18 protein-coding genes are annotated in these 20,510 nt (G+C 62.1%); 7 read left to right on the forward strand and 11 right to left on the reverse strand.

From position 1 onward, the window contains the following. Nucleotides 1-39: 39 nt before the first annotated feature. The 7 genes from SAZ10_RS18255 to SAZ10_RS18285 all read right to left on the reverse strand — a co-directional run bounded on the left by SAZ10_RS18255 (nt 40) and on the right by SAZ10_RS18285 (nt 5,681). The gene (locus SAZ10_RS18255; protein WP_318610778.1) at nt 40-831 is read right to left on the reverse strand and encodes an ABC transporter substrate-binding protein; all 792 of its coding nucleotides are present in this window, start codon (nt 829-831) and stop codon (nt 40-42) included. A 149-nt stretch (nt 832-980) separates the two neighbouring features. Next, nucleotides 981-1,499 (reverse strand): molybdopterin-guanine dinucleotide biosynthesis protein B, encoded by a 519-nt coding sequence (gene mobB / locus SAZ10_RS18260; RefSeq protein WP_318610779.1) that lies wholly within the window; start codon nt 1,497-1,499, stop codon nt 981-983. Continuing rightward, nucleotides 1,496-2,143, reverse strand: a complete 648-nt coding sequence (gene mobA, locus SAZ10_RS18265) for a molybdenum cofactor guanylyltransferase MobA (RefSeq protein WP_318610780.1) — start codon at nt 2,141-2,143, stop codon at nt 1,496-1,498. Before mobA ends, mobB begins: the two co-directional genes overlap by 4 nt. Before the next feature lie 16 nt (nt 2,144-2,159). Further along, nucleotides 2,160-3,080, reverse strand: coding sequence for a DMT family transporter (locus SAZ10_RS18270; RefSeq protein ID WP_318610781.1), 921 nt, complete (start codon nt 3,078-3,080; stop codon nt 2,160-2,162). Nucleotides 3,081-3,283: 203 nt separating this feature from the next. Next, the gene (locus tag SAZ10_RS18275; protein ID WP_318610782.1) at nt 3,284-3,643 is read right to left on the reverse strand and encodes a hypothetical protein; all 360 of its coding nucleotides are present in this window, start codon (nt 3,641-3,643) and stop codon (nt 3,284-3,286) included. Between the two features lie 139 nt (nt 3,644-3,782). Then, a complete protein-coding gene (gene moaA / locus SAZ10_RS18280) occupies nt 3,783-4,790 on the reverse strand; it encodes a GTP 3',8-cyclase MoaA (RefSeq protein WP_318610783.1) in 1,008 nt (335 codons plus the stop codon). 201 nt (nt 4,791-4,991) lie between these two features. Further along, a complete protein-coding gene (locus SAZ10_RS18285; protein ID WP_318610784.1) occupies nt 4,992-5,681 on the reverse strand; it encodes a helix-turn-helix domain-containing protein in 690 nt (229 codons plus the stop codon). 193 nt (nt 5,682-5,874) lie between these two features. Between SAZ10_RS18285 and SAZ10_RS18290 the strand changes: the two genes are divergently transcribed. From SAZ10_RS18290 to SAZ10_RS18300, 3 genes are all read left to right on the forward strand, one after another. Next, a complete protein-coding gene (locus SAZ10_RS18290) occupies nt 5,875-7,038 on the forward strand; it encodes an acyl-CoA dehydrogenase family protein (RefSeq protein ID WP_318610785.1) in 1,164 nt (387 codons plus the stop codon). Between the two features lie 106 nt (nt 7,039-7,144). Beyond that, nucleotides 7,145-7,513, forward strand: coding sequence for a DUF971 domain-containing protein (locus SAZ10_RS18295; protein WP_318610786.1), 369 nt, complete (start codon nt 7,145-7,147; stop codon nt 7,511-7,513). A 233-nt stretch (nt 7,514-7,746) separates the two neighbouring features. Beyond that, nucleotides 7,747-8,358 (forward strand): pyridoxamine 5'-phosphate oxidase family protein, encoded by a 612-nt coding sequence (locus tag SAZ10_RS18300; protein WP_318610787.1) that lies wholly within the window; start codon nt 7,747-7,749, stop codon nt 8,356-8,358. Here SAZ10_RS18300 and SAZ10_RS18305 read toward each other — a convergent pair whose 3' ends face one another. Then, nucleotides 8,359-8,811, reverse strand: coding sequence for a MarR family transcriptional regulator (locus SAZ10_RS18305; protein ID WP_318610788.1), 453 nt, complete (start codon nt 8,809-8,811; stop codon nt 8,359-8,361). A gap of 18 nt (nt 8,812-8,829) precedes the next feature. On the opposite strand from SAZ10_RS18305, the gene SAZ10_RS18310 reads away from it, so the two are divergent. Together SAZ10_RS18310 and SAZ10_RS18315 are read left to right on the forward strand one after the other, a co-directional pair. After that, complete coding sequence (locus tag SAZ10_RS18310; RefSeq protein ID WP_318610789.1) at nt 8,830-9,771, forward strand: alpha/beta fold hydrolase; 942 nt, start codon at nt 8,830-8,832, stop codon at nt 9,769-9,771. 445 nt (nt 9,772-10,216) lie between these two features. Further along, nucleotides 10,217-12,112, forward strand: a complete 1,896-nt coding sequence (locus tag SAZ10_RS18315; protein WP_318610790.1) for a murein L,D-transpeptidase — start codon at nt 10,217-10,219, stop codon at nt 12,110-12,112. A gap of 310 nt (nt 12,113-12,422) precedes the next feature. Here the strand turns inward: SAZ10_RS18315 and SAZ10_RS18320 are convergent, their stop codons facing one another. The 3 genes from SAZ10_RS18320 to SAZ10_RS18330 all read right to left on the reverse strand — a co-directional run bounded on the left by SAZ10_RS18320 (nt 12,423) and on the right by SAZ10_RS18330 (nt 18,247). Further along, nucleotides 12,423-15,347: an autotransporter domain-containing protein gene (locus tag SAZ10_RS18320; protein ID WP_318610791.1), complete on the reverse strand. Its 2,925-nt coding sequence runs from the start codon at nt 15,345-15,347 to the stop codon at nt 12,423-12,425. A 586-nt stretch (nt 15,348-15,933) separates the two neighbouring features. After that, on the reverse strand, nt 15,934-16,917 hold the full coding sequence (locus tag SAZ10_RS18325) for a helix-turn-helix domain-containing protein (RefSeq protein WP_318610792.1): 984 nt from the start codon (nt 16,915-16,917) through the stop codon (nt 15,934-15,936). A gap of 1,039 nt (nt 16,918-17,956) precedes the next feature. After that, on the reverse strand, nt 17,957-18,247 hold the full coding sequence (locus SAZ10_RS18330) for an HdeA/HdeB family chaperone (protein WP_318610793.1): 291 nt from the start codon (nt 18,245-18,247) through the stop codon (nt 17,957-17,959). 509 nt (nt 18,248-18,756) lie between these two features. Between SAZ10_RS18330 and SAZ10_RS18335 the strand changes: the two genes are divergently transcribed. Together SAZ10_RS18335 and sbnA are read left to right on the forward strand one after the other, a co-directional pair. Continuing rightward, a complete protein-coding gene (locus tag SAZ10_RS18335) occupies nt 18,757-19,287 on the forward strand; it encodes a Spy/CpxP family protein refolding chaperone (RefSeq protein WP_318610794.1) in 531 nt (176 codons plus the stop codon). A gap of 220 nt (nt 19,288-19,507) precedes the next feature. After that, nucleotides 19,508-20,506 (forward strand): 2,3-diaminopropionate biosynthesis protein SbnA, encoded by a 999-nt coding sequence (gene sbnA / locus SAZ10_RS18340; RefSeq protein ID WP_318610795.1) that lies wholly within the window; start codon nt 19,508-19,510, stop codon nt 20,504-20,506. Nucleotides 20,507-20,510: the final 4 nt, after the last annotated feature.

A 20,510-nucleotide genomic window follows, 5' to 3' on the forward strand; every position in this document is an offset into this window, starting at 1 on the left:
TGCAGGTGGCGGCTTTCCGCCACCTGCATGGTTGCCTGATCAAGATTCGGCGCCGTAGACGTCGAACTTGAAGTACTTGTCATTGATCTGCTTGTATTTGCCGTTGGCGCGAATGGCCTGGATCGCCGCGTTGAGCTTGTCGGTCAGCTCCTTGTCGCCTTTGCGCACCGCGATTCCTGCGCCAGGGCCGAAAATCTCAACCGGTTGCGGCTTCGGCACGCCGAGAATCTTGCAGCAAGCGCCATCAGGCGTATCCAGCCATTGCTGCAGAACGACGATATCGTCCTGGATGGCATCGAGGCGGCCATTGGCGAGATCGAGCTGCTCTTCAGGGCTGCTCGGATAGCCTTTGACTGTCGAGTCCGTATAAGTCTTCTCGGCATAGTTGAAATGGGTGGTCGAAGTGGCGGCGCCGATCGTCTTGCCGGCCAGATCTTCCTTCGTCACGCCCTTGAGGTCGGTGTCCTTGGATGCGGCCAGAGCCGACGGCGTGTTATAGTATTTGTTGGTGAAATCGACCTTCTGCTTGCGCTCGTCGGTGATCGACATCGATGCAATGATTGCGTCGAACTTGCCGGCTTGCAGCGCCGGGATGATCCCATCCCAGTCCTGCGTAACCCACTCGCACTTGATCTTCATCTCTTCGCAGAGCGCGTTTCCGATGTCGATATCGAAGCCTACGAGCTTTCCGTCGGCGGTCAGATTGTTGAAGGGCGGGTAGGCGCCTTCGGTGCCGAGCTTCAGCACCTTCTCCTGAGCGTTTGCGGCGCCAAATGACATTGCGAACGCAGCGACCGAAGCCGCCAAAGCGATACGCGTTAGAATGCGCATGATGTTCCTCTCTGTTCAGGTTTCCGCGGAAACCAGCTTTTGTCGTTCCGCGGTGCTCGGCTGGCATATTGGGCCAGTCGCGATTTTCGATACTCCCACTCTTTTTTTGGAAAAATCAACCGCAAAACAGGTGCCGCAAGGATACAGCCTTACTTGTCGGGGAGGGGCAAACCTGTCTCCGCCACGATGAAATCGGCTATCGAAGCAATGTCGTCGAGCGCGAAGACCGGCACTCTCTCCCCCTCGACGGCATGATCGGCGGCGACCGCACGGATGCTCGGATCGGCTGCGGTGAGCGGTGCCGTATCCTTGGCGCCGAGACGGCGCGTCTCGATCTTGGGGTGGCCCTCGCGCTTGTAACCCTCCACGAGGATGAGGTCGCAAGGGGAGAGCCGCGCCAGGATCGCGTCCAATTTGGGCTCGTCCTCGCTGCGCAACTCGTGCATCAGCGCCCATCGCCGGTCGGACACGATTGCCACCTCAGCAGCCCCGGCTGCGCGGTGGCGGTAGCTGTCGGCGCCTTCCCGGTCGATATCGAAATCGTGATGTGCGTGCTTGACGGTCGAGATGCGATAGCCACGTCGCGTGAGCTCGGCGACCAACCTTTCCGTCAGCGTTGTCTTGCCGGAATTCTTCCAGCCTGTGATGCCGAAGACGCGAAGCGTCATCGCTGCGTTTCCTCCAGTACCTTCTCGGCCAATGACAGGTCTTCTGGCGTATTGACGTTGAAGAAAGGGTCGACGTTGTCGCCGGTCAGGGCGATCACAGGAAAATCGACGAGCACCGCGCCGCATTCCTGGGCAAAGGCGGACACCTTGTAGGTCGCGCCTGACTCGAGGAAATCGCGGAGCCGGCCGGCGAGCGCCACAGGCCATAGCCCCACAACCGGATGGTGCTTGCCGCCCGATGCTGCGAGGGCAGGGCGGTCCGGAGAGGCGGAGGACATCAGGCGAGCCGTGAGGTCTGCGGGAATAAAGGGCGAATCTGTCGGCACGCTTGCGATCTGAGCGGCGCCAGTCGCTTGTGCCCAATCCATGCCGGCGAGCAGGCCCGCGAGCGGCCCGAGATAGCCCTCCATCGTGTCTGGGAGGACCGGCAAGCCGAATTGGGCAAAGCGCGACGGGTCGCCATTGGCGCTGATCGCGATCTTGTCCGCCTGAGGGATCAACCGGTCGAGCACATGCGACAGAAGCGGCCGGCCACCGAGCGTCAGCAGGCTTTTGTCGCCGCCTCCCATTCGCGCAGAACGTCCGCCTGCGAGCACGATTGCCGCCGGCGCCGTGGAATGTTCGGCTTCTCTGATCTTAGCCACGGTCCGAAAGTCCGATCTATAACCCGTCTGGCGCCATGGCCGGGCTGGCGCTTGCGGCAGCCGGGCGGCCTCGACCTGCAATGCGCTCGCGGTAGAGCGTATAGAGGCCGGAGCCGACGATGATGGCCGCGCCGAGCATCATCGGTCCGTCGGGTACATCGCGGAAGACAAGGAAGCCGAGCACGATCGCCCACAGCAGCGCCGTATAACGGAAGGGCGCGACATAGGAGATTTCTGCCGTGCGCATCGACTGGATGATGAACTGATACCCCACGAGAAGCAGCACTGCCGCCATAGCCAGCAGCCCGAGCGAACTGCCCGATACCGGGCTCCAGCCGCCCATCGGGCCGACGAGAAAGGCTCCGCATATCATGACCATGGCCGCAGTGACTGTCGAGACCAACAATGTAGGAATGGACTGGGGCAGTCGTTTCGTTGCGAGGTCGCGCACGGCGCAGAAGCCGACAGAGGCTAGCGCCCAGAGGGTATAGGCTTCGAAAGCGTCCGTGCCGGGCCTGACGACGATCAGGACGCCGGCGAAGCCGAGCGCGATTGCCAGCCAGCGGCGCCAGCGCACCTCCTCGCCGAAAACGAGCGCGGCGCCCACGGTGACCGCGAGCGGAAGTGCCTGCAGCACCGCGGAAGTGGTTGCCAGCGGGATATGGGAGAGCGCCACCAGGAAGGCGACAGTCCCGAGCAGCTCGCTCGCGGAGCGCAGCAGGACGAACGGATGAAGCGCCTGCCGCGGATTGCGTAGCGCTCCTTGTGACGAGGCAAGCAGCGCGATCAGCATCGTCGCGAAGAGCCCGCGGATCAGCATGACCTGCCCCATATTCATCGATTCGGACACGAATTTGGTCAGCGTGTCGTTGGCCGTGAAGCCTGCCATCGCGATCGACATGTAGATCGCGCCACGAAGATTGTTCGAAAGTGGCAAGGAGCGTTTCCCCGGCAGGTATCACTCGCGGATGTAACACCCTGCCGTCAAACCGCAACGGAAATGGACTGTGCCACAACCGCAGTGCGGCCACAGCGTGATTCCGACCGGAAGGTCAGCGCAGCAAAAAGCTGCGGAGTTTTCGGACAAGAATCATGCTGCAAAAAAGAGCCAGGAACGGATTGATTCGGTTGGATTTCGCTTTACTGGGTCGGGGTCAGCTTCTCGGTGCCGTTGCCTTCCTTGCCGGAGATCGTCCACACGCCATCCATGCTGCCGTCGTCATTGATCTTGTAGGCGACGAGGCCGATCGCATCGCCGATCGCATAGGCCGCGGCGAAAGCCCTGTCATTGCGTGAGCAGATCCCTTCGGTGGGCGTGGTGCCTGTCTGCCAGCGAATCGTGCAGGTCGTCGGACCCGTCAACACGATCTCGGCGGTACCGCTATAGTGAGAGCCGTCGAGGTTCGTCCCCTCGACCTTGTATTTGCCCCCGATCGCTTGCGCCGACGCGGGTCCGGCCACCAGAAGGCCCAAAACCGCAGCTGCGAGAAGCTTCTTCATCTACAATCCCCCTTCGATTGATGGGGGACCGTAATTCAATGGAAACTCATAGTAAATTGCACGGCGTTCAGAGAGTGGATACGTATCCGGCACTGTGGCGCGATTGCGACTAGAACCTTCCGTTCGGGAGCCGCCGCGCTCAGCCCCCCGTAACACTCATATGGCGCCCAACCGCTGGCCGCTTGGTGCGCCGGTCAATGACGAAGTCGTGCCCCTTCGGCTTGCGTCCGATTGCCTCATCTATCGCGCTCGAGACCAGCTCATTGCCCTCCGACGCCCGCAGCGGCGTGCGTAGGTCGGCTGCGTCGTCCTGCCCGAGGCACATGTAGAGTGTGCCGGTACAGGTGAGGCGCACACGATTGCAGCTTTCGCAGAAATTGTGGGTGAGCGGCGTGATGAAACCGAGCCGACCGCCTGTCTCCTTGACTTCGACGTAACGCGCTGGTCCGCCGGTCCGGTAAGGAATGTCGGTCAACGTGAATTGGCGTTCGAGCTGCGCTCGTAGTAGCGACAGTGGCAGGTACTGGTCCGTGCGGTCGGCGTCGATCTCGCCCATCGGCATGGTCTCGATGACAGTGAAATCCATGCCGCGGCCATGCGCCCAGACGAGCATCTCAGGCAACTCGGCCTCGTTGAAGCCCTTCAGCGCGACCGCGTTGAGCTTGACCTTCAGCCCCGCGGCCTGGCCGGCATCGATGCCGGCCATCACCTTGCTGAGGTCGCCCCAGCGCGTGACGTGGCGGAACTTGTCCTTGTCGAGCGTGTCGAGCGAGACGTTGATGCGCTCTACGCCGCAATCGGCGAGTTCCGCCGCGTAGCGGGAGAGCTGAGATCCATTGGTGGTCAGCGTCAGCTCGTCGAGGGCGCCCGTCGCAAGATGGCGCGACACTTGCCGCACCAGATGCATGATGTTTTTGCGCACCAGGGGCTCGCCACCGGTGAGCCTCAGCTTCCTGACGCCTTTCTCGATGAAGACCGCGCAGAGCCGGTCAAGCTCCTCGAGCGACAGGAGATCCTTTTTCGGCAGGAACGTCATGTCTTCCGCCATGCAATAAGTGCAGCGGAAGTCGCAGCGATCCGTCACGGACACGCGCAGATAGCTGATGCTGCGGCCGAAAGGATCGATCATCGTAGTGACAGGATCCATTAAGTCTCGCTCGTGCTAGCCTGTTCAGTACTGGTGCACCCGAATGTCGTGCAATCGAGGCCGTGCTTCAAGGCGGGTCCCTCTCAGTCTTTGGTAACATCACCGCTGTAGCCGGCGCAACATAGCGATTTTGCTGCGAGCCCGAGCGGCCGAATTTTCTGGTGGTGGCCGCATGACCTCAACGAATTAACGCTAGCGCCGTCAGGCGACTTGCCGCTTGCCGCTCGCGAATGGGCTGAGCCCGATCCACTGCTTCATTGCGCTGGCGATCGCGGGCTCGCCCTCGAGCTCGACGTTTCCGGCTTCGACCTCGTGGCGCAACGAGGCAACGCCCATCCAGATCGCCGTCATGGTCCGCAATGGGGTCCGCACCAGAAGATTGACTTCATAGCCGGGGTCGAATCCACAAAGGTCGACCTGGCCTCCGTCGGCGACGAGCCACCAGTTGCGTTTTGCGCTCGGCAATTCGGGGTACTGAAACTGAATCGTGCAGCGGCCCGTAGGGAGCGGGTCCGGCTTGAGGTGGCGGCGCATGTCCCACATCAACAGCGACGGATCCAGGTTCTTCAGCGAGATTTGTGATTCAATCCAACGCTGGCCCCAGAATCCCATGGACATGATGACTTCTCGCAGATCCTCGCCTGCCGGCGACAGCCGGTACTCGACGACGCCTTGCGGATTGGGCGCTGCGACGATGATGCCGGCCGCCTGCAACTCCTTGAGCCGCCTTGAGAGCAAGGCGGGCGACATGCGCGGCACCCCGCGCCTCAGATCGTTGAAACGTGTCGATCCGCACAGCATTTCGCGGATGACCAACGTCGTCCACCGCGTGCAGAGGATTTCCGAGGCCATCGAAACGGGGCAGAACTGGCCGTAACCTCCACGGTCCATGCGCATCTCCGAGCATATAAGCCTCTGCCGATATTACCCCGCAGACCGGCCAGTGCAAAAGGGATTTGCCTCGCCTGCGCCGCCATCCAGGCAGGCAGCAAACCGCAACCCGCTCGTGGTACAGTTCCAGAACTGGAAACGCCGGCAACTCTGCGAGATGCTCCAGGCACTATCTGCAATGCCGGAGGAGAAGATGACCAGCCATGCAAATCCCTCGAGCTTCCCGTCGAGCGACGACCGACTTGATGCCGTGGCGATCGCGCGGGGGCTCGGACCTGTGTTCGCCGGGCGTGCCGCCGCGGCGGATGAGAACGACCGGTTCGTCGCCGAAAATTATCAGGCTTTGAAGGAATCCGGTCTGGTCGAGGCCGGCGTGCCGCGCGAACTCGGTGGCGGAGGGGCGGAAGTGGCCGAGCTGGCCGACATGCTGCGCACTCTCGCCCATTCCTGCGGTTCGACGGCGCTGGCTTTCTCCATGCACACGCATCAGGTCGCAATTCCAGCCTGGCGCTGGCGCCACCAGAAGGTGACGGCCGTCGAGCCGCTCCTCAAACGTGTTGCCAAGGAGCGTATTATCCTTCTCTCCAGCGGCGGGTCGGATTGGATCGCCGGCTCCGGCAGGGCCGAGAAGGTCGAGGGCGGCTACAGGATCAACGCCCGCAAGGTATTCACCTCGGGCGCCACGGCAGGTGACCTGCTGATGACCGGAGCGGTACTGAGCTCCGAGGGCGACACGGACACGGTCATCCATTTCGCCGTGCCGATGAAGGCGCCCGAAGTGAAGATACTCGACACCTGGCACACGCTCGGCATGCGCGGAACGCAGTCGGACGACGTTTTGATTGAAGGGCTGTTTATCCCTGATGCCGCGGTCAGCTTCTCACGCAAAAGCGGCGAGTGGCATCCGGTCTTCCAGATTATCGCCACGATCGCTTTCCCACTGATCTATTCGGTCTATCTCGGCGTCGCCGAGAGCGCGCGCGACATTGCCCTCAAGCTGGCCGGGCGCAAACCGGCCACCGAGGACATGATGCACCTTGCCGGGCGGATGGAGACCTCCCTGCGCGCCGCCCAGCTCGCGCATCGTCACATGGTGGAAATGGTCGAACGCAACGCTCCGTCTGCCGAGTCCATCAACGAGGTGATGATCGGCCGCTCGCTGGTCGCTCGTCACGCGATCGAGGCGGTCGAGCTCGCCATGGAGCTTGCCGGCGGCGCCGGCTTCTATCGCAACAATGGCCTGGAGAGACGCTTCAGGGATATTCAGGGGGCGCGCTATCATCCGCTGCAGGCCGGACCGCAGGCGCGCCATGCCGGCGCGATGGCGCTCGGCCTGCCTGTAGCGAGCATCTACTGAATGCTTCGAGACCGGCGAAAAAGGCCGGCCCCCTTGCGGTTGGCCGAAAGCAGCTTTCCAAGGTTTGGAAAGTCGCGTAGTCGGAGCGCGGCAAAGGACTGAAACAATGGCCGCGCCCACTGAACTCAGGGTCTCGAAAGACCGGCGGACACTCACTGTGACTTTTGCCGATGGCGGCTCCTTCGAGCTTTCCGCCGAGCTGCTGCGCGTACTCTCGCCTTCGGCCGAGGTGCAGGGGCATTCCCCGGAGCAGCGCGTGACGGTGCCCGGCAAAAGGAACGTCGGGATCAGCAAGATCGACCCGGTCGGCAACTACGCCGTGCGCATCACCTTCGACGATTTTCACGATACCGGCATCTACACCTGGGATTATCTCCATACGCTCGGTCGCGAAAAGGCCGAGCGCTGGCAGGCTTATCTCGATGAGCTGACCGCGAAGGGGTTGAGCCGCGAGCCGGGTTCGGCGCAGCCATAGGTTGGTACGAGGACCTGACCGTTCACCTCGGCGACGAGAAACTCCGCTCCGCAATCCGCGGCATGTCGGAACTGGCCGAGACAGCCGAAAGCTCTGCCTTGGCCATGGCGCCGGTCGGCACCCGCCAGTCACGCTTGTGAGGTTCCTGCGCCGGACCCGAAATTCGCTGAGGCGCGACTTGGAAAACTGTCATATGTGCGTGCTAAGCGGCCGAGAACACAGCCGGAGGGCACATGACCATCGTGACAACAGTGGACGAACTTGAGGCTCTTTACGGCACGCCGGGCGACACTTCGCTCGTCAAGGAGCTCGACCGCATCATCCCCGAATATGCGGCCTTCATCGAGGCATCTCCTTTTGTCGCATTGGCGACCTCCGGCCCTGAAGGGCTTGATTGCTCGCCACGCGGCGATCTCGCCGGCTTCGTGCGCATCAAGGACGAGGTGACCCTGCTGATGCCCGACCGGCACGGCAACAACCGTGCCGACAGCCTGAAGAACATTGTGCGCGACGGCCGTGTCGGGCTCCTGTTCCTTGTTCCGGGTTCGGGCACGACGCTGCGCGTCAATGGGCGCGCCGAGCTTTCGATCGATCCCGAACTGCGCGCCTCATTCACCGTCGAAGGCAAGGTGCCGCGCTCGGTGATCGTGATTGCAGTCGAGGCGGTCTATTTCCAGTGCGCACGCGCCATCGTCCGTTCGGATATCTGGAACCCTGCAAAACACGTCGACCCGAAGTCGCTTCCCACGCCCGGTGCAATATTGGCTGCAGTGAGTGCGAACCGCATCGGCGGTGAGAGCTACGACCGGGACTGGCCGGAGCGCGCCAGGAAGTCGATGTGGTGATCAATCGATCCTGAGCGCCTCGGCGATGCGGCGCATGTGCTCGCCCACAAAGTCGCACTCGGCCGGTGTCGAGGCTGCCATCACCTTCTCGATCAGCGCCATGTGGACCTTGAGCGCCTCCATCAGCAGCGCCTCGCCGGAAAGGGTGAGGTAGAGCCGCAGCACCCGCCGGTCCTTGCCGTCGGTCTCGCGCCTCACCAGCGCCCGCCGCTCGAGCTGCGGCAGCAGCATGGTGATGTTCGATCTTCCGACCAGCAGCTTTCGCGCGAGGTCGTGCTGCGACATGCCGGGGTGCCGGTAGAGGTTCATCAGCACATCGAGCTGCGCCGGCTTGAGATCGAGTGGATGAAGCGCTGCCGCGAGCGCGCGCTCGACCGAGTGGCACGCGCGCGCCACCGCGACCCAGTTGCGGAAGCGAGGATTATCCCAGGGAAGTGATTGCATTTTGTTCATGCTTGAACGATAATGTTCATGTTTGAACCATTTCGAGTGGCCCTCAATATGGCACCAGTCGCGCGAAAGGTCATCTGGGCACTGTTCGGCGCTGCTGAACATGTCATGCCGGCGGCTGCCGGCAGAATCGCTTTTGAGCTGTTTGCTCGCACGCCCCATCCAAAATCCCTCGGCGAGGGCGGCAGGAAGGCCGTTGAACGGGCCGCCGGCCTGCTTGCGGAAGCGCGCCGGCATTGCCTCACCACCCGCTCCGGCCGCATCACTGTATTCGAGTTCCGCCCTCGATCGGACAGGGGGCGGCGCGCCCCCATTCTGGTGCTGCACGGCTGGGGTTCACGCACCGAATTCATGAAGGGGCTGATCGAAGGATTTCGCGATGCCGGGCACCGCGTCATCTCGCTCGATTTTCCCGGCCATGGTCATTCGCCCGGTCGCCGGCTGACCCTCGTCAGCGCGGTCGAATCAGTTCGCGTCGCAGGCGAGTGGTTCGGGCCGTTCGAGGCGATCGTCGGTCATTCCTTCGGCGGCGCAGTCGCGGTCAACGCCGTGGCGGGCTCAGTGAAGGGCGTTCCGCCGCTCGCGGCGGATCGACTCGTGCTGATTGCTGCGCCAAGTTCAATGCCGGCGCTCTTCGAAGGCTTCGGTCGGCAGATCAATCTCGGAAAAAAATCTTACAGAAGCTTCGCAGCCAGGGTCGAACGTCTCGCCGGGCATCCGCTCGAGCATTACGTCGGCTCCGCTCGACTTGCCGAGGCCGCGGTGCCGACGCTGGTGCTGCATGCTCACGACGACCGGGAAGTCTCCATCGACCATCCGCAGGACTATGCCGCAGCAGGCGATCACGTCCGCCTCGATTGGGTCGACGGTCTTGGCCACCGTCGTGTCCTGGGTGATCCGCGGGTTGTCAATAGAGCCGTGGCGTTTCTGTCGGAAGGCGAGCAGACCGCGCTCGTCTATTAGTCGCTGCTCAACCATCGCGCGAGCGGGCTCCAGCTTCTGCAACGATCCCTCGATTCACACGTTTCGTTTCTGCTCAACCGCAAGCGAGGAAACGTGCGATGGCCAGAACGCCAAAGCCGGGACAAGTTGACGCGGCAACATACCAAAATGGGCGAGGGGTCTCGATGGGGATCAAGACGAGAGCCACAGCCAGTAGGCCTCCAAGGGCAGGGGCGGTCAGCAGCAGGGGAGCCGGTGCAGGATCGTGCACTGCGTTGACCTGGGGTGATGTGAAGCAGGCGGGCAACATCGCTGAGCTAATTAAGACGAGTTTAACGAAACCGGTATGAATCAAATAAGCACCGCCTTAGATCTGCCATGCGTGGACGTGCAATTTATGCGTGCGGAGTGGCGGCTTGAGTCGCAAGAGGGGAGCCGACCGGCCACGGCGGCTTGGGTATGATCGATGAAGATTCTCGGCAGAGTGCTTTTTGCTTTGATGGCAACTTCGCTGGTCGTTTCCCAGCCGGCTGCTGCTGCAGAGCGCATCGACGGTCTCAGGCGGGCGCCCGCGCAGGTCGAAGGCCGGCGTAGCCTGTTCGATTTGCTGTTTGGCGGACCGGTGCGCTCCAGGCCTGCCAACGAACTGCCTCCGGCGCCGGCTGCTCCCGTAGAGGCGCCTGCCGTCAAGCCGGTAAAGATCACCGCCCCGAGCTATTATGATTACAAGCCCGATCGGTTGGTCAAAGTCGATTTCGCGCCGTTCAAGGCGATCCCGGAGAAGGCTGCGTTCGGCCCTTCTCTCACAGACCTGACCGTCGGCGAAGCCGCAGCCGGCCTGGAGGGGTTCGACCTCTATGCCGAGAAGGACGTGGCGCAGGCGCTCGTCGATTACTACTCGGCCAACCCTCAATTCATCTGGGTCAGCGGCTTCACCGCCAACGGCAAGGCGGAAGAGGCGATCCGTATGCTCGGCGAAGCCGAGAGCTACGGCTTGTCGCCGGCTGATTATGCGGTGGCTGTGCCCTCCGCCTCGTTCGACACAAACGACTTGGCCGCGCGCAAAGCGGAACTGGTGCGCTTCGAGATGACGCTTTCGGCGCGCGTGCTGCGCTATGTCCGCGATGCGCAGAACGGACGCGTCGATCCAAACCGCATTTCGGGCTACCATGATTTTCCGCCGAAGCCACTGGACCTGCCGGGTATTCTGAGAACCCTGGCACACACTGCGGAGGTGCGCACCTATCTCGAGTCGCGCCATCCGCAGAACCCCGAGTATCAGGCGCTGCGCGTGGAACTCGAGGCGTTGCGCGCCAGTGAGGAGAACCGGATCGTCGTCGACCCGAAATTGCTGCTGAAGCCTGGCGAGACGAGCCCCGAGTTGCCGAAGCTGCTCCAGCTCGTCGCACGCGATCTCGATGATGAGAGCGGCGGCGAATATGGCGAAACACTTTATACGCTCGGCAACAGCGAGACTTACGTTCCCGAACTGGTGCCAGTGATCGAAGCAGCGCAGAAACGCGCCGGACTTAAGCCCGACGGCGTCATCGGTCCGCGCACCGTCGCCAAGCTCGCGGGTATCTCCAGGGCCGATCGTGTCCAGAAGGTGACCTATGCGCTCGAGCAACTGCGCTGGCTGCCCTCCGACCTCGGCAGCCCCCGAGTCTTCATCAATGAGCCGGCCTTCACCGCGAGCTTCATCGATGGCGGCGAGGAAAAGCTGACCATGCGTGCCGTGATCGGCAAGCCCACCAACCAGACCGCGTTCTTCTTCCGCGATGCCGAGCAGGTGGACTACAACCCCTATTGGGGCGTCCCGCAGTCGATCCTCGTCAACGAGATGCTGCCGCGCCTTCGCCGTGACCCCGGTTATCTTGACCGCGCCGGCTATGAGGTGACCGACTCCAAGGGCCGCCACATCCCGTCGTCCGAAGTGGATTGGAGCGCCTATGGAGCCAAAATTCCGTTCAACGTCCGCCAGATACCCAGCGAGGCCAATGCGCTCGGGGAGCTGAAGATCCTGTTCCCCAACAAGCACGCGATCTATATGCACGACACGCCCGAGAAGTCGCTGTTCAAAAGGGATGCGCGCGCCTTCAGCCATGGCTGCGTGCGCCTCGCCGACCCGCGTGGCATGGCGGCCGCCGTGCTCGGCACCACGGTGGACCACATCGCCGACAAGCTGAAGCAGGGCCACTCCTCGGAGAAGGTGACGCGCAAGATCCCCGTCTATGTCGCCTATTTCACGGCTTGGCCGAACTCATCGGGCAAGGTTGAATATTTCAACGACGTTTACGACCGCGACGCTCACTTGGCGACCGCGATCGAGAAGACCGCGGCAGTGCGAACCCCTGCGAGCTGATCAAATGGGAGGGTTTGCAGGCGCCGCGGCTAGAGTATTTTGCAGCCTAGTGGAATCACTTGGCGTTGCAAAAATGCGGCAAAAACAATTAGAGGGGGCGGCAGCCCGGATTTATCCAGGCTGCCAGATCTAGACTAAGAATAGGTGTGGCGTACTGCAGTTTGGCTTGGCCCAGGCGCTGCCCTTCACCCTTGCCAGTCTTACGCACGGTGAGAGGAGGCGCGCTGCATCCGCGTCTCCCCCACTCTTCGGCGCTTGAGATTTGTGCGAACAACTACCCGACAGGGAGAGGACGAGCGGCGGCGTCAATCTAAAACCTCACCGAGAGGGTGGCGTTCGCAGCGTGATCCTGGACGCCGTCGCCGATCTGGCCGGAATAGCCGATTTCGAGACGCGACCCGGCGGTCAGATCGAGGCCGAACGTGGCGCCGAGAACAAGCGCGTCTTCGGCGATCGCCGTGCCCGCGACGGTAAAGAAGTCGCTGCCGGTGAAGGCCTGGGTTGCAAACGGCGTGGTATCGCCGAAGGCGTGGCGCCAGCCAACCGTGCCGCCGGCCGTCGCCCTGATACCGCCGAGGTCGAAGCTGGTGCTGGCGTTCAGACCGAGCGTCGTGAAGGTGACGTCGCTGTTGCTGCTCTGGCCGGTGAGGCCGGCCGTGCCGCTCTCGGTATAGCCGTCCGTATGAAGATTGACGTAGGCGAGATTGGCGAAGGGCTCGAAAGCGGCATCGCCATAGGCAAAAGTATAGCCGGCCTCGCCGAAAGCCTGCGCCGTGCGGGCATCGTAACTGGCCTCCGCCTCCTCCGACAGCGCGCCGACGGCGATCCTGCGGGACGTGTCGATTTCGTGCCATGTGTTGGCCGCACCGAAGCGGAGGCCGAGCGCTCCCATCTGGGTGCCGGTATAGGCCGCCAGCGTATAGCTGGAGACGTCGGCCGAGGAGGCACGTGCATCGCTGTCGAGCGAAGAGTGGCTGTAGCCGGTGGCGAGGCCAAGCCGCCAATCGTCGGTGACGAGGGCATCGCCGCCAATGAAGAAGCCGCCGATGGAGCTCGTGAGCTCGGCCGCGTTGCCGTCGCCGTCGAAATCATCCCGGGCGCCGAAGCCTTGCGCCCACACGGCGAAGCGGTCCGTCGTCGCCGGCGCGGCTTCCGGCCCGCCCGGCCCGTAGGCCATTACCGGGGTAGCGGATGTCGTGGCTGGGTCGCCGAAGGCTGTGCGGATGCGGTTGTTCGCAGCGTCGCGAATGAAGCGGCTCTCCTCGATCAGCGCCGTCTTGGCGCTGGCGTGGATCTCGCCGGAAAGATTGTCGAAGGCGCTTTGCGCCTCAGCAGTCGAAAGCCCGGTAATGGCATCATAGATCGCGTTGCCCGACCCGAGGCTTTCGGCGCCTTGAGCCGTGGCGATCTGGTTGAACGTTGTGCCGGCGCTCGCAAAGCCGACACTATTGCGGCTGAGCGTCAGGTAGACGCTGCTCGCGTCATAGCTGAGGTTCGGGTCGAGGAAGGCGAGGTCGGAGGTGACATCGGCGAACGTGCCGGTGACTCCGCCGCCGGCGGTCAGGATCGTGTAGGTCGTGGCGGCGGAGTAGCTGCCCGTTTCGGCCAGCACCTTGATTGTGCCGCCATTGATGGTCGCCTTGCCGCTGGCGGCGATCTTGTCGGCCTGCCCCGCGGCGTTGGCCTCGACCTGGTAGATGGAGGTCGGGCTGAACAGCACATTGCCGGCCACTTTCAGGGTGCCGATCGAATTGCCGGGCGCGACGATGCCGCCCGACTGCGCATCGATGGCTCCCACCGTACCGTTGCCACCGAGAACGCCGCCGCTTGCCACGCTGACCGTCGAGCCGGCCAGCGAGCCGTTCACGGCGAGGCGCCCGCCGCTGACATTGGTTGGCCCGGTAAAGCCGCTGTCGTCGGCATCGAGGATGGTCTCGCCTGCGATCTGGTTGATCGTGCCGGAGCCGGTGATCGCCGGGGTGAAGTGGTACTTCGCGCCGGTGTGATTGAAGTTGATCGTGCCCGTGCCGTCACCGAATTGCACGGTCGGCGTGTCGAGTGCGCCTGGCGCCGCCGCTGCGCTCGCCGGGTCGGCGCCGATGTTGAGCGTGCCGGTGGAACCGGAGCCATCTGCGATCGTGACCGTCCCAGTCTTGACCGCGAGTGTGCCGCCGTCGGTCAACGTCGTCACGCCGATCCCGTTCACACCGACATAAAAGTCGCCGCCCAGCTGCCACGACGAGCCGCTGCCCGTGATTGTCGCGGCGCCCCGGCCACCCGCGTTCTCGCCGACAAATGCCGCAAAGCTGGTGACTTTGCCGCCGTTTCGAACCATGAGCGAGCCGGTGCCGGCGATGCCGAGATCAATTCCGTTGTTGGCTGCCAGCTTCGAGTTTGCGCCATCCACGGTGACCTGACCGACGGCTCCAGAGAAATTGCCGATCTGAATCGCGTTGGCGCCGGCTTGGCCGCCATTCGCGATCGCCAGCTTGCCGTCTCCCATGTGGCCGATCTCGAGGGTGGCGCTGGTGTCAAAGGCAGAACCGGCGCCATCGACGACCACCTGGCCCGTTCCTCCAGCCGCAACGCCTATGGTGCCGAAAGCAGCATCGACCTTTCCGCCATTCGAAATGATCAGCGCGCCGTCGCCAAGGTTGCCGACGTTGAGATCAGCTGAATTGGTCCAGCTCGAGCCAGTACCGTTCACCGTCGCTGTGCCTGCCGCCCCGGCCGGGCTGCCCAGGTAGCCGTATTTGGTGATCACCTGGCCGCCATTCGAGACCGTCAGCTCGCCTTCGCCCGCGCCTCCGACGAAAAATGCCTGGGTGTTGGTCCAGGTCGAACCGGTCCCGGTCACAATCGCTGTGCCCTTGCCGTCTGCGAACTCGCTCAGAATGCCCAGCAAATCGCTGACGGCGGCGCCGTTCGAAATCGTGAGCTGGCCCGTCCCGTGATAACCGACACAGAGGGTGCCCGTGTCCCAGTGTGATCCGCTTCCGCTCACGCTGGCCGTGCCCTGCGAGCCGGCTGCATAGCCGATGGAGGTCAGGATGCTGGTGACCGCGCCACCATTCGAGATGTCCAACTCACCCGTGCCGGCAGCGCCGACCTGGAGGCTGCCATTGTTGGTCCAGGTGGCACCTGCCCCCGAAACGTCGACCACCCCGCTTGAACCCGCAGTCCCGCCTATAACGCCGTACGTGTTCGTGACGGTGCTACCGGCTCCGATGCTCAATCCCGCGATTCCACTATCACCGACAGTCAGAGAGCCGGTACTAGTCAGCGTACCCCCGTTCTGAATCCGGAGGTTTGCGGTCCCGGTGGTGCCGACTTTGACGGATCCGGAGTTCGCGTTCTGTCCGTCAATTGTCGCTGCGTTCGGCGAATTCGTATCGATCGAGACACTATCCGCCGAGGTCGGAGCCGTGTTCGTGCTCCAGTTTGTTGGATCGGTCCAGTCGGTGCTGGTCCCGCCATTCCAACTGAGGGAGCCCGCGAGGGCTGGCGCGGAAACAATGACGCCGACAAGCGCTGTCGAGCCCAGGAGCGCCCCCGTCAGGCGGGAGATCCCGAATCGAGCGGGCGAAAAATCATGCTGTCCGGCGAAAATCATCAACTCCCCCAATCCGAATCCATCCGCCATCACGGCGCAGTTGGGGGACGTTTAGCTATTCGACCGGCCGCACCGCTTGGGCTGCGCGGCACATGGCTTGGGCAGAACGGCAGCTTTTGCGGAGGAGGGCAGAGTTGTTGCAACTCTGCAACGTGCGGCACGGACCCGGAGAATGCATGGCCGGGGATGCGAATGAGCGCGGATTCCGTCAAGCCTCGCGCCGCGCGGCAGCGCGAACATCGGATGGGGTGACTTGATAGCGGCGCCGAAATGCGTGATTGAAATAGGATAAATCGCCGAAACCTGATTCGAATGCGATGCCGCTGATAGCACGATCGGCAAAACGCGGATCCGTGAGATGCCGGTAAACCCGTGCAAGCCTCTGGTTCAGCACAAAGTCGGCGAAGGTCGTTTCCTCGCCGGCGAACAGCGCGCGGATCGATCGTGCTGAAATCCCGTGGCGCCCGGCAAGCGCGCCGATCGTAAGACCGCGGTCTGTAATGTTTTCGATGATGTCGGCCTTGATGGCGCGCAGCCGGGCAGCGCGTGCCCCCCGTCCCTTGACGATCTCCGCGGCGTCGCGCGTCGCTCCCACGATCAGCGATGCGAGGTCGTGCATGTGCAAGGCGATGGATCGGCGCAGATCAGGCGTGGCCAGCGCTTCGCTGTCTTTGATGATCCCGACATAGCTGGCCAGCAGCCGTAACGCGGGATGGTTCCGCGGGATCTTGCGGATCATCGTATCCTCGATGTTGGCGACCAGCGGCGACAACATGGCCCGGCTGAAGCGGAGGTTTCGAATAAAAGACGGAGCATGGCCAAGGAACTCTCCGACCGAACCGTTCGAAACCAGCACGGCGTCTCCATCCTGGATGGAGACCTCCCGGCCGAACTGACGCAAAGTACCGGAGCCCTGCGGCGCATAGACGAGGATCACATCGTCATTGTCGATCATCGTCGCCGTGTGCCTGTTGCGGGTCGGGGAAATCCGTCCGGAGGCCATGCCGAATTCGGCAAGTCCGCACAGGTCGAAATCAAATTCGAAAGGGAAGCCGGGAATCGGATCGATTTCCAGCCTCATCACTGCACGGCCGAAATTCTCGCGGGAGGCTTCGATGCCGTCAGGCCCGGCAAACTGCGCGCTCGAAATGCGCAGTGTCCCCATACCTCCGTCGACCTGCTGGCTGGCCACGGATCATCCCCACGATCAAGAGTAGATTGGCATTCTGCGACGACAAATCTCGCGTCGATGCCAAGTTATCGAACCCCAATGGATAACTTGTTGCAGGAAAGCTGCCGCCGGGTCAAGCAGGGGGCAACTTGTACTTCACGCACGCAGGGATATGCGAGCGTCACGTAGGCTGGCATCGCTCGCACGTCCCGATGCTTCGAAGCCGAAAAGCACCGCCTCCAAATGCCCCGTTTGTAAGGGCCCTGAGCTTTTCTTCGTAAGAGCTTAAGCCCTTCGTCTTCGCTATCCGCGCTTGCTGTGAAGGGCAGGGGTGCCCTTTCCTTTCGCGAATAATGAGGGAGCACATGATTATGCGAAGCAGTGAAAATTCGTTCGTCTTGGCGGTGATTGGGTTCTCTTCCTGTTGATCGGAGTGGGCCTGAAGGTTGCCTCCCGGCCCGAACCGGTTTTCTGTTCCAGCGCATTATTGGCCAGCCCCGCATCGAACCAGTCGACGCGGACCATAGGTCGTCACTGCTACGTGAACGGCAGCGCTGGCTTCGACTGCCGTGCCGCGAAACGCAGTCGCGTTATTGCTCCCTGATCCTCACGCGGCTCTCGACCAGATCGCTCGTATGATGAACACCCTGGATCAGGCTAGATGCCCAGGCGGAGCGTTGGGCGCCAGCACCATCTCTCGGGTAGCCGCATGGCAGTGTTTCGGCTCCGCCGGTCGTTACCTTGGCGCGGTGCGCAAGCCCCACCGCGCTCACAATGCAGTCGCGACAATTCGCTAGTTCCGCGGCAAGGCTGGGATACGCTAATGCTCTCCGTGGACGCGCCGGCGACCAGCCTTTGCCAACGCAGAGGCGGCTATGGAGCAACCCGCCACCGCGTCCAACCAACTGGCTCTCGCACCCCTTTGACCAATCAATCCGGTCGAGCCGATTAACTCCGACACCCGTGCCTTCATCGTGCCACCGCCAGACGCTTCCTGGAGGTGGCTGGATAGAGGCCCTACTTAGACCCTTGCCGACGGTGGATGCGGGGGAACTGCTGTTTACTTAGCTTTCGAAACCGCCTCCATCGCGCTCGCCAGCGTGACAGTGGGGTTCTTTTTGCAATAGGCAGCAATCATTTGCGCATTGGCCTCTGCCTTCTCACCGTCCAACTTGGTGTCGCCGGCTTTGCCGTGGGCGAAACCGCTCATCCACATTGCGATGCCGGCGACTTTGGCCCTCGACATGCCACGGACCTGCTTGCAGGTGAGCGTAGACATGTCCACTTCCGCGGTCATGGCTTGGCCGGCTAAGCCGATGACTGCGATCGAGAGTACAATCGCGCGTTTCATGATCAGGAGTCCTCCCAAAGCTCCCGCCTTTAGCTTCAATACAATCGCCTCTCATCGAAATTATGACCATGACCCAAGCTCGCTGTGTTGTTCGCGAGGTGCAGACTTGTTGAGAAGAAGTGGCGAGTATTGATTCTGTCCCGGTAATGGGCCTGGACGGCTGCACCTTCCGCATCGACCGTCGGATATCCCCTTGGGCCGATATCGCGATAGCCTTGGGGTAAAGTTGCGTCGGTCTGAAGGTCACGAACACAGGCTGCGACATCTTCCTTCTTCGCCGATTTGGTCGACGGGCAGCAATGACCCTCTTCCTGCGATTCTGACGTCAACAGCCGAGCTTCGAGAATCGCCGCTCGCAACCCATTGGGTGAATTCGGATCCGCCTGCAAATCCGGGGCTTTACAGTAACATACGTTTCGGCGGGCAATCCCCAGCAGTACAATTGCTCTGGCGTGGGGCTCCGGTTTTCGCACAAGCCCGCCAACTTGGCGCAATCATGGGAGGTTGCCATGTCCAGATTTCCGCGCACTGCGGTTGTTGCCCTGCTGCTGACTGGATCATCCGTCCTGGCTCATGCTCAGGCACAAGGCACTCCTGACGCAAGTGCGCGACAGCAATTGAGCGCTACCGAGATGGAGAGCCTGACCGATGCCCGGATTGCGATCGTCAAGTTCGCCCTTCAAATGACGCCCGAACAAGAAAAGCTCTGGCCGGCAGTTGAAGAAGCTATCCGCTCCAGGGCAGCGGGGCGACAGGCCCGCCTGGCTGCGCACAAAGCGCGCATCGATGAACTGCGTGACCGCAACGCAATCGAGAACTGGCAAAACCGAGATCCGGTCGACTTTTTGCGTCGACGTGCCGATGCATTGGCCCAAAGAGCGGCGGAGGTGAAGCGGCTCGCCGACGCATGGCAGCCGCTGTTTGAAACACTTAGTCCCGACCAGAGGCGACGACTGGCGGTCGTAGCGGTGTTCGTATTTCGGGACATGAGGGATCAGTTCGAAGATCAACTTCTGGAAAACTTCGACACAGAAGATTGAAGTTGGCAGAAAGGAGCCTGGACACCGACCGGTCGAGACGACGACCTGGGCACGAACGAGTAGCAAACACAGGGTACGGCAAACCGCCCGCCAGCGTAATGTCGCGAAAGGTGAAAACACCCTGCCGGCATCAACGCTCCGCTCGCCGTACCCCGTCGCGACGCCGCGACAGGTGGCATGTATGGAGCAATCCAAGAGAAATGCTCCAAGGAGGCCGGATGTGATCGTAGAATCGCCGTTGGACTTGATCTTTCGAGACTTGTTCTATCGTGTTCCTTCATTTGCCGGGACGAACGACCTCTTTCTAAAATTGGAGGGGTTTAACGTAACCGGCTCCATCAAGATCAAGACTGCGATCGCTCTTGTCGAGGATCTCGAGAAAACAGGCGTCGCCAGGTCAGACGACACCGTCATTGTGGAGTCATCCTCGGGTAATCTCGGCCTCGCCCTAAGTCTCGTCTGCGCCGTAAAACACTATCAATTCGTTTGCGTCACCGATCCGAATGCCAGTCGCCCCGCCATACGGGGGATGGAGGCCTATGGGGCTAAGGTCGTCGTCGTGAGAGAGCGGGACTCAGCGGGAGGCTACCTGGGAAGCAGGTTGAAGAAGATCGACCAGATCCTGTGCTCGAATCCAAACGCCGTCTGGCTCAATCAATACGCCAATGTGGCCAATATGAATGTGCATGCGGAGCAAACGGCGAACGAGATCGCGCGTGAGTTCGACCATGTCGATTGGGTTTTCGTCGGGACCGGAACGACAGGTACGCTTGCCGGAATCTCGGAGCGGCTTCATCAGAAATTCTCGAGCATCAGGGTTGTCGCGGTCGAACCGGTAGGCTCCGTCACGTTCGGCGGTGCGCCAGCGAAGAGAAACATCCCCGGCATCGGGACGAGCGTACGCCCCCCCCTTGCAGCTCTGGCCAAGCCGGACAGGATAGTGGCAGTGCCGGAACAGAAGACGATCGAAGCCTGTCTTTCGTTCGTTCGAGACTATCATCTGCTCGTCGGGGGCAGCACTGGATCGGTTCTAGCTGCAGTGCGACAACTGGCTCCGGAGTTTCGGGGTGGCGAGACCATCATCGCGGTGTCGGCAGATCTCGGCGAGAAATACCTGGACACTATCTACGATCCAACGTGGGTAGCGAAGGTCATCGCGGCGGATGGCGACAAGCGTGCGCGGGCTGAGGATCTGGTGGCTGCCGATGCAGACGGCTGAAGCT

This window comes from Mesorhizobium sp. BAC0120 (genome assembly GCF_033542235.1).
GTDB lineage: Bacteria > Pseudomonadota > Alphaproteobacteria > Rhizobiales > Rhizobiaceae > JAWRCU01.